This window comes from Streptomyces yunnanensis, assembly GCF_029011865.1.
In the GTDB taxonomy this organism is placed as follows: Bacteria; Actinomycetota; Actinomycetes; order Streptomycetales; family Streptomycetaceae; genus Streptomyces; species Streptomyces yunnanensis.
This window is the reverse complement of the sequence record NZ_CP095749.1, coordinates 2,483,839-2,498,384: the sequence shown is the minus strand read 5'-3', so window position 1 is coordinate 2,498,384 and position 14,546 is coordinate 2,483,839. Positions and strand designations below refer to the sequence as shown.

The following is a 14,546-nucleotide window of genomic DNA, read 5'->3' as shown; positions in this document are numbered from 1 at the left end:
GCGGGCGGGGAGGCTGTCAAGGGGGGCCGGGGGCAATTTCTGGTCGGCGGGGCGAAGCGCGCGTAGGTTGAACCGCGTGCGATTGAGAGTTGAGTTCACGACGGAGCCGTTCGACCTGGACGAGGCGCCGGCCCATGCCGTGGTGGCGCGGGAGATCGTCACCGGTGCCGAGCTGGACGCCGTCGACGTCGGCCCCTTCGGCAACACCGCCGAGGGCGACGCCGACCGGGTGCTGGACGCGGTCGGCGCCCTGCTGCGACAGTCCCTGGAGGCGGGCGCGACCCGGGTCTCCCTCCAGGTCAATGTGATCGCCGACGACCGGCAGGGCGGCGCGGCGGATGGCGAGGGGGACGCGACGTGACCGAGCCCGCCGACCACCCCTTCGTCCGGGCGGTCAAGCCGCTGGTGGACGCCATGGGTGGCCAGATGGTCGCACCCGATCAGGCCAGCGGGGACGACGTCGTGCTGGCCTGGGAGGGGCAGGACCGGGTGGCCGTCCGGCTCCCGCACCTTTCGGAGTCGCTCGATCACATCCTCGCCGAGCTGGAGCGCCGGCACGGCATGCCGCTCTCCGAGCTGGACCGCAGGACCAAGCAGTCGGTGGTGCGGATATTGGAGAGCCGGGGTGCTTTTTCGGTCCGGCACGGGGTCGAGACGGTCGCCGGCGCCCTCGGTGTCAGCCGCTTCACTGTGTACAACTACCTGAACAGGGAAAGCGCCGCGAAGGACGCCGACTGAGGCGAAGCGGGCGCAACTGCCCGTCCTGCGGCCGAAGCCGCCACTCGGAGACCCCGGGTGGCGGCTTTTGTGTTGCCGACTTTTCAACAAAGTGTTGACGTGATGTTGCCGGGGGTCTTAGCTGTTTCCAGCCAACCAGAGCTGTCCAGCACCAGGCCACGGAGGCTTCCCGTGTCGTCGACCACGCCCCAAGGGCTTACCCGGTTCAACACCGCCGACGCCAGTGAGGCGCAGGCCGCGCTGCACGAGGTGTGCGCCAGCCGGGCCTGGGGGAGCAAGGTTCTCGCCCAGCGCCCCTACGCCACCGCCGACGCCCTGTTCACCGCCAGTGACGCCGCCATGGCGGAGCTGAGCGCGGACGACCTGGCCGAGGCGATGGCCGGGCACCCGCCCATCGGGCGGCCCAAGCCGGGCGACCCCACCTCGAACCGCGAGCAGAGCGGGATGGCCGGCGCCTCCGACGACCTCAAGGCGGAGATGCTCGAACTGAACCTGGCCTACCAGGAGAAGTTCGGGCACGTTTTCCTGATCTGTGCCTCCGGCCGCACCGGGGAGCAGATGCGCGATGCGGTCCGTAACCGGATCGACAACTCGCCGGAACAGGAACGCGAGATCGTCCGTGTGGAGCTCGGCAAGATCAACCGCATCCGCCTGACCCGCATCGCAGAAGGAGACCCATCATGAGCAGCGAGTCGGCTGCACCGACGTCGGTGTCCACGCACATCCTGGACACCAGCGTGGGCCGTCCCGCGGAGGGCGTCGCCCTCACGCTCTCGGTGCGCTCCGGCAGCGCGGGTGCGTGGACCGTCCACGGCGCCGGGAAGACAGACGTCGACGGGCGCTGCAAGAACCTGCCGGCACTGCCGGAGGGCACCACCCACGTACGCATCGACTTCGAGACCGAGGCGTACTTCTCTTCACGTCAGCACAGCGTCAACCAGCAAGCCGAGGAACAGCAGGACGCCCCCGCGCTACGGGACAGCGGAGCCTTCTTCCCGGAGGTGGCAATCACCTTTGCCGTCCAGCCGGGCGAGCACTACCACGTACCGCTGCTGCTCAACCCGTTCGGCTACTCCGTATACCGAGGGAGCTAGCACCGACATGCCCACGATTCTCGGCCAGAACCAGTACGGCAAAGCGGAGAACCGCGTTGTCAAGATCACCCGCGACGGCGACACCCACCACATCAAGGACCTCAACGTCTCGGTAGCCCTCTCCGGCGACCTGGAAGAGGTCCACCTCTCCGGCTCGAACGCCAACTGCCTGCCCACCGACACGACCAAGAACACCGTGTACGCCTTCGCCAAGGAGTACGGGATCGAGTCGGCCGAGCAGTTCGGCATCCACCTGGCCCGGCACTTCGTCTCCAGCCAGGAGCCGATCAAGCGGGCCCGGATCCGGATCGAGGAGTACGCCTGGGAGCGCATCGAGACCTCGGACGGCAACTCGCGCTTCATCGGCGCGGACGAGGTCAAGCACTCGTTCGTCCGCAAGGGCCAGGAGGTCCGCCTGACCGAGATCACCTACGACGGTGAGAACTGGCAGGTCATCTCCGGCCTGAAGGATCTGATCGTGATGAACTCCACCAACTCGGAGTTCTGGGGGTACATCAAGGACCAGTACACGACGCTGAAGGAGGCGTACGACCGCATCCTGGCCACGCAGGTCGCCAGCCGCTGGCGCTTCAACTGGACGTCCGACGAGCAGCGGATGCCCAACTGGGAGCGTTCGTACGAGCAGGTCAAGAAGCACATGCTGCAGGCTTTCGCGGAGACCTACAGCCTCTCGCTCCAGCAGACCCTGTACCAGATGGGGTCGCGCATCATCAACAACAGGTCCGAGGTGGACGAGATCCGCTTCTCGCTCCCGAACAAGCACCACTTCCTCGTGGACCTGGAGCCCTTCGGGCTCAAGAACGATACCGCCGAGGGGGCCGTCTACTACGCGGCGGACCGCCCGTACGGCCTGATCGAAGCCACTGTTCTGCGCGACGGTGTCGAAGCCCGGATCCCGATGGATCTGACGAACCTCTAGCGGCTCGACGCAACGCCGTGCCTCGCGTCCCCTCCCCACCCCGCAGCGGGGAGGGGACGCGATTTCCGAGGGGAACGACCCATGGCACTGCAAGAGCAAGCCCCGCACCACCCAGCCCCACCGGTTCACCCGGTGGATGAGAAGCCGGCCGTCAGACGGCTCGTCCCTGCCGCCCTCCAGCACATCGCGGCGATGTACGCCGGCGTCGTCACCCCTCCGCTCATCATCGGCCAGGCCGTCGGTCTGGACACCGCAGGCCGGACCCGGCTGATCGCCGCCAGCCTGCTCATCGCCGGCCTGGCGACCCTGCTGCAGACGCTCGGCATCCGCACCTTCGCCGGCAACCGCCTCCCGTTCGTCAACGCGGCCAGCTCCGCCGGCATCACCCCGATGCTCGCCATCGCCGAGACCACCGCCAAGGGCCACCAACTCCCCGCCATCTACGGGGCAGTGATGTGTGCCGGGGTGTTCTGCCTGGCGATCGGCCCGTTCTTCGGGAAACTCCTGCGTTTCTTCCCGCCGCTGGTCACCGGCGTCGTGATCACCCTCATCGGGGTCACGTTGATGCCCGTACCGGTCGGCTGGGCACAGGGCGGCGACAAGGGCGCCGCCGACTTCGGCTCCATGAAGAACCTCGCGCTGGCCGGCTTCACCCTCCTCGTGGTGCTGCTCATCCAGCGCTTCACCAAGGGCTTCGTCAAGCAGATCGCGCTGCTGATCGGCCTGGTCGTCGGCACCCTGGCCGCGATCCCGTTCGGGATGGCCAGCACCGACGGGCTGCGCTCGGCCCCGATCGCCGCGCTGCCCACGCCCTTCGCCTTCGGCCCGCCGGAGTTCCAGCCCGCCGCCATCCTCTCCCTGTGCATCGTGATGCTGGTGCTGATGACGGAGTCGTCGGCCGGGATGCTCGCCCTCGGCGAGATCTGCGACCGGAGGACCACCGGCACCACCATCACCCGCGGCCTGCGCACCGACGGCATCGCGACCCTCCTCGGCCCGATCTTCGGAGGCTTCCCGACCAGCGCCTTCGCGCAGAACGTCGGCGTCGTCTCGCTGACCCGGGTCCGCAGCCGCTATGTCGTCGCGCTGGCCGGTGCGGTGCTGCTGGTCCTCGGCGCCTTCCCCGTCCTGGGCGCCGTGGTCTCGCTGGTGCCGATGCCGGTCCTCGGCGGCGCGGGTATCGTCCTGTTCGGATCGATCGCGGTCAGTGGCATCCGCACGCTCTCCGAAGCCGGACTCGATGACAGCTCCAACATCATCCTGGTGGCCGTGTCGCTCGGCGCGGGAATCATCCCGCTCGCCGCGCCGACCTTCTACGCCGGGTTCCCCGCCTGGGCACAGACCGTGCTCGGCTCCGGGATCAGCGCCGGAGCCCTGGTCGCGGTCGCGCTCAACCTGTTCTTCCACCATCTCGGCACCCGGGGCACGTCACGGGCAGCGGTACTGTCAGCCGCCTCGCCCGGCTCCGGCACTCAAATCCCCTAGGGCCATGCCGTGCCCAACCGCCACTGAAAGAACGAGGAAAGCACCATGGCACCAGCACCGGCATCCCCTGACAGCGCGGTGAAGCAGCGCATCGTCATCGAGAACTGTGCCATCGCGACCGTCGACGCCGACGACACCGAGTACGCCAGCGGCCACCTCGTCGTCGCCGACAACGTCATCGAGTCCCTCGGCGCCGGCAAGGCCCCCGAGGGCCTGGCGAACGTCGTCCGCCGCATCGACGCCACCGGTCACCTGGTCACCCCGGGCCTGATCAACACCCATCACCACTTCTACCAGTGGATCACCCGTGGCCTGGCCACCGACCACAACCTCTTCAACTGGCTGGTCGCGCTCTACCCGACCTGGGCCCGGATCGACGCCGAGATGCTCACCGCGGCCACCCACGGCTCGCTCGGCATGATGGTCAAGGGCGGTGTCACCACCGCCTCCGACCACCACTACGTCTTCCCGCAGGGGTCCGGGGACCTCGTGGGCGCCGAGCTGGCCGCGGTCGCCGACATCGGCGCCCGGATCACCCTGGCCCGCGGTTCGATGGACCGCAGCGAGAAGGACGGCGGCCTGCCCCCGGACTTCGCCGTCGAGACCACCGAGGGCGCCCTGATCGGCACCGAGGAGGCCATCGAGGCGCACCACGACGCCTCGTTCGGCTCGATGGTGCACATCGCGGCGGCCCCCTGCTCGCCGTTCTCCATCTCCACCGAACTCCTCCGGGAGGGCGCCGCGCTCGCCCGCCGCAAGGGCGTGCGGATGCACACCCACGGCTCGGAGACGGTGGAGGAGGAGAAGTTCTGCCACGAGCTGTTCGGCATGGGCCCGACCGACTACTTCGAGTCCACCGGCTGGCTCGGCGAGGACGTGTGGATGGCGCACTGCGTCCACATGAACGACTCCGACATCGCCGCCTTCGCCCGCACCAAGACCGGCGTGGCGCACTGCCCGTCGTCCAACGCCCGCCTGGCCGCCGGCATCGCCCGCGTACCGGACATGCTGGCCGCCGGCGTTCCGGTCGGCCTCGGCGTGGACGGCACCGCCTCCAACGAGTCCGGCGAACTCCACACCGAGCTGCGCAACGCGCTGCTCATCAACCGCCTCGGCGCCCACCGCGAAGCCGCCCTCAACGCCCGCAAGGCGCTGCGGCTCGGCACCTACGGCGGCGCCCAGGTCCTCGGCCGGACCGGCGAGATCGGCTCTCTGGAGCCGGGCAAGCTCGCCGACCTGGTCCTGTGGAAGCTCGACGGGCTGGGCCACTCCTCGATCGCCGACCCGGTGACCGCCCTGGTCTTCGGGCCGGCCGCCCCGGTCACGCTGTCGCTGGTCGACGGCAAGCCGGTGGTCGAGGACAACCACCTCACCAACATCGACGAGGACGCCATCGCCCGCTCCACGCGGGCCGAGGCCCAGCGTCTGGCCCGTATCGCGGCCGAGGGCTGATCCCCCGGACGCGGCACACCCCCAAGACTCGGCCGGGAGGGACGGCTCCCGGCTGAGCTTGCGGACCCGAGCGGGGTCCGCAAGCGCCGTGACCCGGGGGTGCGGATTCCCGCACCCCCGGGCCGGTCGCCCCCACACAAGCCGCCCATGCGCCACAAGCGCGGCCTTCGCACGCTCACCAGCGCGACTTCGGCACCCCGCACCACATGGCACGCCCTCCGTGACAGGCTCGCACCGCCGGCTTCCGGCGGAGCAGAAATCGACAGGAGGCCCGCAGTGGCCGCACCTACCGGGCAGAAGTCGGAGGTGGACCGGAAGCATCCGGTCGACGAAACCCTCCCGCCCTTCAAAATGTTCACCAGCGGCCTACAGCATGTAGCCGCCATGTACGCGGGCGTGGTGGCCCCGCCGATGATCGTGGGACCCGCCTGCGGGCTCAGCCCCACCGAGACCGCGTTCCTGATGGGGGCCAGCCTCTTCACCGCGGGCATCGCCACCCTGCTCCAGACCCTGGGCTTCTGGAAGGTCGGAGCCAAGCTCCCCTTCGTCAACGGCGTCTCCTTCGCCGGTGTCACCCCCATGGTCGCCATCGCCAAGGAGCACAGCCCGCACGACGCGCTGCCGATCATCTTCGGCGCGGTCATCGTCGCCGGCGTCCTCGGCTTCCTGCTCGCGCCCTACTTCTCGAAACTCGTCCGCTTCTTCCCCCCGGTGGTCACCGGCACCGTCATCACCCTGATCGGTGTCTCGCTGCTCCCGGTGGCCTTCCGCTGGTCCCAGGGCGGCAACGAACAGGCCGCGAACTACGGCTCGTTGAAGAACATCGGGATGGCCGCGGCCACCTTCCTGATCGTGCTGGTGCTGCGCCGGGTGCTGCGCGGCTTCCTCCAGCAGATCGCCATCCTGCTCGGCCTGGTCGCCGGCACGCTGGTCGCGATCCCGGTCGGCCTCACCGACTTCTCGGCGCTGACCAGGGCGAGTCTGATCGGCTTCCCGACGCCGTTCCACTTCGGCGCCCCGCAGTTCGACGTCGCGGCCATCATCTCGATGTGCATCGTCATGCTGGTCTGCATGACCGAGTCCACCGCCGACATGCTCGCGCTCGGCAAGATCGTGGGCCGGCCGGCGGACGAACGCACCATCGAGGGCGGTCTGCGCGCCGACACCCTCGGCACCGCCGTCAGCCCGCTGTTCAACGGCTTCGCCAACAGCGCCTTCGCCCAGAACATCGGCCTGGTCGCGATGACCAAGGTCCGCAGCCGCTTCGTCGTGGCCACCAGCGGGGCGATCCTGGTCGTGCTCGGGCTGTGCCCGGTCGCCGCCTCGATCATCTCCCTCGTCCCGCTGCCGGTCCTCGGCGGCGCCGGCATCGTCCTCTTCGGCTCGGTCGCCGCCAGCGGTGTCCAGACGCTGGCCACCGCCGCCATGGAGAAGGGCGAGAACTCGCTGATCGTCGCCGCCGCCCTCGGCATCGGCCTGATCCCGATCGCGGCGCCGGAGTTCTACCACAACTTCCCCAAGGACCTGCTGGTCGTCCTGGACTCCGGCATCAGCACCGGCTGCCTGGTCGCCATCGTCCTCAACCTCGCCTTCAACCACTTCGGTTCGAAGGCCCCGTCCGCCCCGGCCGATCCGCACGCCCCCGATCCGCACGTCGCTGATCCGCACGCCCCGGCCGGCGCCCCGGAGGTACCCCGGCAGCCCGACCGCGGCCGCATGGACGACGGCGAGACCGCCACCTCGCCCACCCACTGAGGCCCGCCCCCTTCGCAACGGCCCGTACGGAAACGGCAACCGCCGCCTCCCTACGGGCCGTTGGGCTTTCCCCCGGGGCTCAGCCGATGTGGTAGCTGTCCCCGTAGACCTTCCAGTCCAGCGGAGTGCGCAGGTCCAGGTTCCCCCGCTCCAGGAACACCCGCTGCTCGGTGTCCACCCGGCTGGTGTCGCCGTGCGCCTCCTCCTGCTGCATCGCCCAGACCCGGGCGTCGAGGAAGGCGCCCAGGTAGGTCTTCTCGTCGCCGCCCCGGGCCGGCGGCTCGGCCTTCGCCAGCGCCCGCTTGCGGATGTTGGAGAAGCTGGTGCGCTCGTCGCCGTCGCCGTGCATCACGATCGCGTCGTAGTACGCGAACTGCCCCAGCACGCCGAGCCCGTCGGCCTTCCCCTGCTCGACCGCCGGGTTGAAGTACACCCGGTCCCGCTCGTCGTCCTGCGCTTTCCGGAAGACCGGGTCCTGGGCGGCCTTCCGCCAGTCCTTCGGGTAGTTCGGGTCCAGACCCTCGTGCGAGTCGCTGCCGTCCACCGTGCGCAGCGCCGGCAGGTACGGGGCCAGGACGTTGTCGGGCTTGCGCTTGGTGTAGAGCTCGACCAGCTCCAGCATGTCGTGGGTGCCGGAGGTGAAGCCGATGATGCCGCCGGTGTAGCCGCGGCCGTCACCGATGTCCTCGATGTACGCGTACTGGGCCTTCCAGTCCAGCGAGGAGTTCTCCGCGCTGGACACCAGCTGCATGGCGATCTCCTTCTTCGCCGGGTCGTCCAGCCCGACGGCGGCCCGCGCGGTGTGGGGTGCGGCGTGGGCCGGGGCCGGGGCTGCCGCCCGGCCGGCCGGCGCAGTGGTGGCGGCGACCGCGGTCGCGGGGACGGCGAGCAGTGCCAGGCCGAGCGTGACGCGGGTGGCGGTCCTGGCTATCGATCGGGAGCGCATGGAGTCCTCCTGTCCGGAGTGTGCCGTGGGGGGTTCCCCAATCGTTAGGAAACTTTCCTACCAGACTCCGGGGGTGCCGCATAGCCGTCGCGCGCCCCAACGTGCCGCCCGCCGCGCCCAGTTGGCCGAGCGCCCCACCCCCGCTCCGGGCCCCGCCGACCGCCGCCTTCCGCCGTCGACCGCCCCGTCAGTCGGCGTTCCCGCCCGTCGCGTCGCCCTGTACTTCGCCCCGCACTTCGCTCCGCGCTCCGCCCTCCGGGCCGGCCAGCAACCCGCCCACCAGTGCCCGGATCTCCTCCGCCGGGTCGAACGCGCCCTCGGGGAAGGCCAGTTGGCGCATCACCACCCCTTCCAGGTGGTCCACCAGGATCCGCCCGTGCCGCTCCGGCGCCCCGGAGCCCAGCCGGCGCACCCACTCGGTGCTCCGCTCCAGCACCGCCTGCCGCCCCCGCCCGAGCGGCGCCCGCAGCCCGGGGCGCACCGCGGACTCCAGCAGCAGCGCCCATCGGGCGGCCGTGCGCGCGCGCCCGGGCCCCGCGGCGTGCCGGGCGAAGGCGGCCATCGCCGCGGCCAGTTCGCCGGGGCCGACCGGCGCCGGCCCCGCCGTCAGCGCCGCCCACTCCCGCCGCTCCAGCGCCAGCAGATGCTCGGCGATGCCGTCGACCAGCGCGGCCCGGTTGCGGAAGTAGTTGGACGTGGTCCCCGTCGGCACCCCCGCGGCCCGGTCCACGGCCTGGTACGTCAGCCGCCGGGCCCCCTCGGCCCCCAGTACCTCGACCGCCGCGTCCAGCACCTGGTCCCGCCGCCGCGCCAACGCTCCACCCACCCTTACAACTCCGTTACTACGCCCATAGTAGTGCGATTCCCTCGGGTGTCGTGGCGGCTGACGCGGCATCGACGTCGCTGCCGCGGCCGCCGGCGGTATGCCCGATATGCTGTATTGCGCACGAAAGTGACAGGTATTCAACGTGTGCGCCCGCGCGGTCGGGCGCCGCAGAGAGGGGGCCCGCGGTGCCCCACGGAGCCCACGCGTCAGGGACGGCCTCGGCGCTGGAAACCACCGTCGACGGCCTGATGGACGACCTCTGCGCCGATCTCGAACGGCTCGCCGCCGTCCCCTCCATCGCCTTCCCCGGCTTCTCGCCCGAACCCGTCCTCCAGGCCCGCGACCTCGTCGTCGAACTGCTCAGGGCCGCCGGCGTCACCGACATCGGCGAACTGAACCTCCCCCGCACCGCCCCCGTCGTCACCGCCACCCTCCCCCCGCCCACCCCGGACGCCCCCACCGTCCTCCTCTACGCGCACTACGACGTCCAGCCGGCGGCCGACGAACACCTCTGGGATTCCCCGCCGTTCGAGCCCACCCGCATCGAGGGCGGCATCCGCGCCCGCGGCATCGCCGACGACAAGGTCAACCTGATGGTCCACCTCGGCGCCCTCCGGGCGTGGCGCGGACGGCCGCCCGTCGGCATCAAGATCGTCTTCGAGGGGCAGGAGGAGTACGGCAGCGCCTTCGACGGCTACCCGCCCACCGACCCCACGGCGTTCGCCTGCGACGCGATGATCATCGCCGACACCGGGAACATCCGCCCCGGCACCCCCACCCTCACCACCGCCCTCCGCGGCAGCGTCGACGTCTTCGTGGACGTCCGCACGCTCGATTCCGCGGTCCACAGCGGCCAGTACGGCGGCGCCGCCCCGGACGCCCTGCTCGTCCTCGTCAAGGCGCTGGCCACCCTCCACGATCTGCACGGCGACGTCGCGGTGGAGGGCCTGCGGCGCGAACCGTGGCACGGCACGGCCCTTGCGGAGGACGACTTCCGCGCACGGGCCGGCGTGCCCGACGGCACCCCGCTGCTCGGTTCCGGCGGGCTCGGCGAGCGGCTGTGGAGCGGCCCCGCGCTCACCGTCGTCGGCCTGGACGCGCCCTCCGCGGACCGCGGCGCCGCCGCCGTCGTCCCGCACGCCCGCGCCAAGCTCAACCTCCGCGTCCATCCCCGGCAGGACCCCCAGGAGGCCCAGGACGCCCTCGTCCGCCACCTGCGGCGGCTGCGCCCGTTCGGCATCCCGCTCACCGTCACCCCCGGCGACACCGGCCCCGGCTACGAGGCCGGCACCGACGGCCCCGCCTACCGCGCCGCCCGCACCGCGCTGCGCCGCGCCTGGGGCGCCGAGCCCGTCGACGCGGCGGCTGGCGGATCGGTCCCCCTGGTCAACGGCCTGGCCGCGGCGGTGCCGCAGGCCGAGATCCTGCTCTTCGGCGCCGCGGACAGCCTCTGCCGCATGCACGCCCCCAACGAACGGATGCTGCGCTCCGAATTCCGCGGGGCGCTGCTCGCCGAGGCCCTCTTCTTCGCCGAGTACGCCGCCGCGCACCGGCCCCGGGGCGCGGCGTGACGCCGGAGGCGCAGGAGCGGCGCCGCTTCACCTTCCCCAGCGCCCTCACCGTCCTCGTCCTCGTCACGATCGTCATCTGGGCGCTGGCCTTCGTGCTGCCCTCCGGCACCTACGCCCGCAACGCCGCCGGCCGCCCCCTCCAGGGCTCCTACCACCGCACCCCGTCCGGCCGGACCTTCCCCGAGCGGCTCGGCGACCTCTTCCTCTCCCCGGTCAACGGCCTCTACGGCATCAAGGACGCCCGCACCGGCCTGGTGGGCCCGGACCTGACCGGCGAACTGTACGGGAGCGCCGGCGTCTTCCTCTTCGTGCTCGCCATCGGCGCCTTCATCACCGTCGTCTTCGCCACCGGCGCCCTGGACCGCGGCATCGGCCGCCTCGCCCACCGGCTGCGCGACCGCGGCGCGCTCCTCATCGCCGGCGTCATGGCCGTCTTCTCCCTCCTCGGCACCGTCGAGGGCTTCGCCGAGGAGACCCTGGGCTTCTACGGCCTGATCGTCCCCCTGATGCTCGCGCTCGGCTTCGACCGCCTGGTGGCCACCGGCGCGATCATCCTCGGCGCCGGCATCGGCGTCCTGTGCTCCACCGTCAACCCGTTCGCCACCGGCGTCGCCTCCTCGGCCGCCGAGATCTCCCTCGGCGACGGCATCGGACTCCGCGTCGCGATGTGGCTGGTGCTGACCGCCACCACCATCGCCTACGTCATCCGCTACGCACGCCGGGTGCGCGCCGACCCCGACCGCTCGCTCTGCGGCTTCCTGCCCGGCGACCGCGAGCACGCCCAGACCGCCCCGGACGTCCCCGAGCCGCCCCCGCTCACCACCCTCCACAAGACGGTCCTGGTCGCCGTCGCCCTGCTCTTCGCCTTCATGATCTTCTCGGTGATCCCGTGGTCCGGCGCCCTCACCGGCCGCGCCGACGCACCCCCCTACGCCTGGGAACTCGGCTGGTCCTTCCCGCAGTTGGCGGCGATGTTCCTGGTCGGTGCGGTACTGATCGGCCTGCTGGCGAGGATGGGCGAACAGCGGCTGTCCGCGACCTTCGTCCAGGGCGCCGCCGACTTCATCTCGCCCGCCCTGGTCATCGTCCTCGCCCGCGGCGTCACGGTCATCATGAACAACGCCAGGGTCACCGACACCGTGCTGCACTCCATCGAGGGCGTGGTCTCCGGCACCCCCTCGGCGCTCTTCGGCGTCATCGTCTTCATCGTCAACCTCCCCCTGGCCTTCCTGATCCCCTCCACCTCGGGGCACGCCACCCTCGCCATGCCGATCCTCGCCCCGCTCGCCGACTTCGCCGGCGTCACCCGCCCGGTCGTCGTCACCGCCTGGCAGGCCGCCAGCGGCTGGATGAACCTCTGGGTCCCCACCACCGCCGTCATCATGGGCGGCGTCTCCCTCGCCAAGGTCGGCTACGACACCTACCTCCGCTTCGCCGCCCCCCTCCTCGCCCTCCTCTTCCTCCTGATCTGCACCTTCGTGGCATTGGGGGCGGCGGTGACGTGACAAGGTCGGGCGCGGCACGCAGGGCGCCCGCGCCGGTCAGCCACCGCCCACTGTCACTGCCACGTCCTAGAGTTGACCCATGGCCGAAGAGACGCGGAACAGCGTGGCGGGGCAAGCACGAGTCGAGAGCCTCGTGCAGGCCAACCAGATCGGGTCGGTGTACCTGCACGGGGCGTCTGAGTCGTCGGGCCAGATCCCCTATCAGTTACCGCTGGAGATCCAGCACTTCGAGAACCGGGAAGGCGAACAGGCACGCGTCCTGCGGGCCACCGAGGACTGGCTCGACGGTGAATCGGTCCCGGCGCGTGCGTTGATCATCAGCATCAGTGGACTGACCGGGGTGGGGAAGACGACCCTCGGCTTCCGGCTCGCCCGACGATTCAAGGAGAGCTGCCCCGACGGCGCGCTGTACGCGGACCTCGACGAGGGGCGGCGTGATGGGACCGCGGACATCTCCGATGTGCTGCGCCAGATGCTGCGGGCTTTGGGAGTCCCCCGGGACGAAGTCGAGCGCTCGCTCACCGCGCGCCGCCGGCAGTATCTGGACGAGACCCGGCACCGACGGCTGGTCGTCGTCCTCGACAACGTGCGGCGCTTCGAGGGGGAGGCCGAGCTGCTGATGCCCGCCTCGGCCGGCAGCGCCGTCGTGCTCGTCGGCCCGCGGACACCCCCTGACCTCGACCCCGGCGTGGCGGTCGAGCTGCCGCTGAGTCCGCTCACCGAGGACCACGCGGTGCGGCTCCTGCTGCGCATCGCCGGAGATCAGACACCGGCCGCCGACCCGGAAGCCGTCGCCGAACTGGCCCGGCTGTGCGCCGGTCTGCCCGCCGCCCTGCGCGTCGCGGGCCACTGGGTCCGCAGGCACCGGCGGCGCGGCTGGGCGCGGTTGCTCGCCGGCCTGACCATCGAACTGCAGAGGAACGGGGTGCCGGAGACGGAGCCGGTGTGGAACGCGACATACCACGACCTCGGCGGTCCGGCCCGTACGCTCTACCGTCTGCTCGCCGCCGAACCCGGGCCTGCGATCAGCCCGCAGGCCGCGGTCGCCCTTCTGGGCACGGGGGAGGACGCCGCCGAGGAGGCGCTGGAGGAACTGGAGGACGCCGGCCTGCTGGACCTCGTCCCGGATCTGGACGACGACCGGGCCGTCCGGCTGCGGATGCACGCCCTCGTGCGCGACCATGCCCGCCGCCGCGCGGCGACCGACGGGGCGGACGGGGAGACGGCGAGCGGGCGGCAGCGGAACATCTTCTGGCACCTGCGCCAGGCGCAGCGCGCCGACGAACTGGCCGCTGGGGAGCGAATGACCTTCGCCGCACGGATGTTGGCACTGCCCGGTACCCCGGACGTCGACTTCCCCGGCAAGACGGCGGCCCTGCACTGGCTGCACAGCGAGCGTCGGGTGCTGCACTCATGCGTGCGCGTCGCCTACGACGCGGGTCTCTACGCCGAGTCCTGGGCGTTGTGCGAACCCCTGTGGACGCATCAGCTCGACCATCCGGGCAGTGCCGCGGACATCGACTCCTTCACCATCGGCCGGGAAGCTGCTCTGCACGCCGAGGACGTGCCGGCCGCGATCCGGATGCGCTGCCAGCTCGCCCGGCCGCTGTGGGAGAGCGAGCGGTTCGCCGAGGCCGGAGAGGAGTTGAAGGTCGCGGTGCGTGCGGCCGCCCTGCTCGCCAGCGACGACGACAAGTACCGCAAGCTGTTCGCCTCCGCCCTCGAATTCCGCGGACGGCTCCAGGCCGAACAGGGCAAGTGGTCCGCCGCGGTACCGGACTACCGGCACTCCCTGCGCCTGCACCAGCAGATCGAGAACCCCTACGGCGAGATGCTGCTGACCTATCTGCTCGGGCAGGCGAGCGCCGGCCTGGGCGAACTCGACCGATCGGCAGAGGAGTTGGGGATCGCCCATACGATGGCGCGGGAGCTGAAGCGCGAGCGCATGACCGCGCGCACCGGATTCGCGCTGGGCCGGGTGCTGCTGCGACTGGGCCGGGCGGCGGAGGCGCGGCAGCTGTACGAGGCCGCCCTCGACGCGGCACGGGAGCGCCGGTCCCTCTCCGAGCAGGTACGGGTGCTGGAGGCGCTCGCCGGACTGTACCGAGAGGAGCGGGACGAGGACGCCGCCGAGCGGTACCTGGCCGCGGCCCGCGCCCTCCGCTCCCGCCCCACCGGCAGCCCGCCCGATCCGTCCAGGCCCTAGGTAGGACCTGTTCCCAGCGGCTTTTCGG

13 protein-coding genes are annotated in these 14,546 nt (G+C 71.3%); 11 read left to right on the top strand and 2 right to left on the bottom strand.

Annotated elements, in window-relative coordinates; translation table 11 throughout:
• Positions 1 to 76 precede the first annotated feature (76 nt).
• From MOV08_RS10975 to MOV08_RS10940, 8 genes are all read left to right on the top strand, one after another.
• Positions 77 to 361 carry a thiamine-binding protein gene (locus tag MOV08_RS10975; RefSeq protein ID WP_039631650.1) on the top strand — a complete coding sequence of 95 codons (285 nt, stop codon included), beginning with the start codon at positions 77 to 79 and terminating at the stop codon, positions 359 to 361.
• Positions 358 to 738, top strand: coding sequence for a helix-turn-helix domain-containing protein (locus MOV08_RS10970; RefSeq protein ID WP_189861759.1), 381 nt, complete (start codon positions 358 to 360; stop codon positions 736 to 738). Before MOV08_RS10975 ends, MOV08_RS10970 begins: the two co-directional genes overlap by 4 nt.
• Before the next feature lie 171 nt (positions 739 to 909).
• Positions 910 to 1,422, top strand: coding sequence for a 2-oxo-4-hydroxy-4-carboxy-5-ureidoimidazoline decarboxylase (gene uraD / locus MOV08_RS10965; RefSeq protein ID WP_039631647.1), 513 nt, complete (start codon positions 910 to 912; stop codon positions 1,420 to 1,422).
• Positions 1,419 to 1,832, top strand: a complete 414-nt coding sequence (gene uraH / locus MOV08_RS10960; protein WP_039631645.1) for a hydroxyisourate hydrolase — start codon at positions 1,419 to 1,421, stop codon at positions 1,830 to 1,832. The genes uraD and uraH overlap by 4 nt, the downstream gene beginning before the upstream one ends.
• A 7-nt stretch (positions 1,833 to 1,839) precedes the next feature.
• Positions 1,840 to 2,772 (top strand): factor-independent urate hydroxylase, encoded by a 933-nt coding sequence (gene pucL / locus MOV08_RS10955; RefSeq protein ID WP_039631643.1) that lies wholly within the window; start codon positions 1,840 to 1,842, stop codon positions 2,770 to 2,772.
• An 81-nt stretch (positions 2,773 to 2,853) separates the two neighbouring features.
• Positions 2,854 to 4,257, top strand: a complete 1,404-nt coding sequence (locus MOV08_RS10950; protein WP_052286684.1) for a nucleobase:cation symporter-2 family protein — start codon at positions 2,854 to 2,856, stop codon at positions 4,255 to 4,257.
• 45 nt (positions 4,258 to 4,302) lie between these two features.
• Positions 4,303 to 5,709, top strand: coding sequence for an 8-oxoguanine deaminase (locus tag MOV08_RS10945; protein WP_039631639.1), 1,407 nt, complete (start codon positions 4,303 to 4,305; stop codon positions 5,707 to 5,709).
• Positions 5,710 to 5,985: 276 nt separating this feature from the next.
• A complete protein-coding gene (locus MOV08_RS10940) occupies positions 5,986 to 7,464 on the top strand; it encodes a nucleobase:cation symporter-2 family protein (RefSeq protein WP_275307279.1) in 1,479 nt (492 codons plus the stop codon).
• Between the two features lie 79 nt (positions 7,465 to 7,543).
• On the opposite strand, the gene MOV08_RS10935 is transcribed toward MOV08_RS10940, so the two are convergent.
• Together MOV08_RS10935 and MOV08_RS10930 are read right to left on the bottom strand one after the other, a co-directional pair.
• Complete coding sequence (locus MOV08_RS10935) at positions 7,544 to 8,410, bottom strand: chitosanase (RefSeq protein ID WP_275307278.1); 867 nt, start codon at positions 8,408 to 8,410, stop codon at positions 7,544 to 7,546.
• Between the two features lie 187 nt (positions 8,411 to 8,597).
• Positions 8,598 to 9,236 (bottom strand): TetR/AcrR family transcriptional regulator, encoded by a 639-nt coding sequence (locus tag MOV08_RS10930; protein WP_275307276.1) that lies wholly within the window; start codon positions 9,234 to 9,236, stop codon positions 8,598 to 8,600.
• A gap of 248 nt (positions 9,237 to 9,484) precedes the next feature.
• Between MOV08_RS10930 and MOV08_RS10925 the strand changes: the two genes are divergently transcribed.
• The 3 genes from MOV08_RS10925 to MOV08_RS10915 all read left to right on the top strand — a co-directional run bounded on the left by MOV08_RS10925 (position 9,485) and on the right by MOV08_RS10915 (position 14,518).
• Positions 9,485 to 10,807: a M20/M25/M40 family metallo-hydrolase gene (locus tag MOV08_RS10925; protein WP_275311755.1), complete on the top strand. Its 1,323-nt coding sequence runs from the start codon at positions 9,485 to 9,487 to the stop codon at positions 10,805 to 10,807.
• Complete coding sequence (locus MOV08_RS10920; RefSeq protein WP_039631629.1) at positions 10,804 to 12,312, top strand: YfcC family protein; 1,509 nt, start codon at positions 10,804 to 10,806, stop codon at positions 12,310 to 12,312. The genes MOV08_RS10925 and MOV08_RS10920 overlap by 4 nt, the downstream gene beginning before the upstream one ends.
• 79 nt (positions 12,313 to 12,391) lie before the next feature.
• On the top strand, positions 12,392 to 14,518 hold the full coding sequence (locus MOV08_RS10915; protein ID WP_275307274.1) for an AAA family ATPase: 2,127 nt from the start codon (positions 12,392 to 12,394) through the stop codon (positions 14,516 to 14,518).
• Positions 14,519 to 14,546 lie beyond the last annotated feature (28 nt).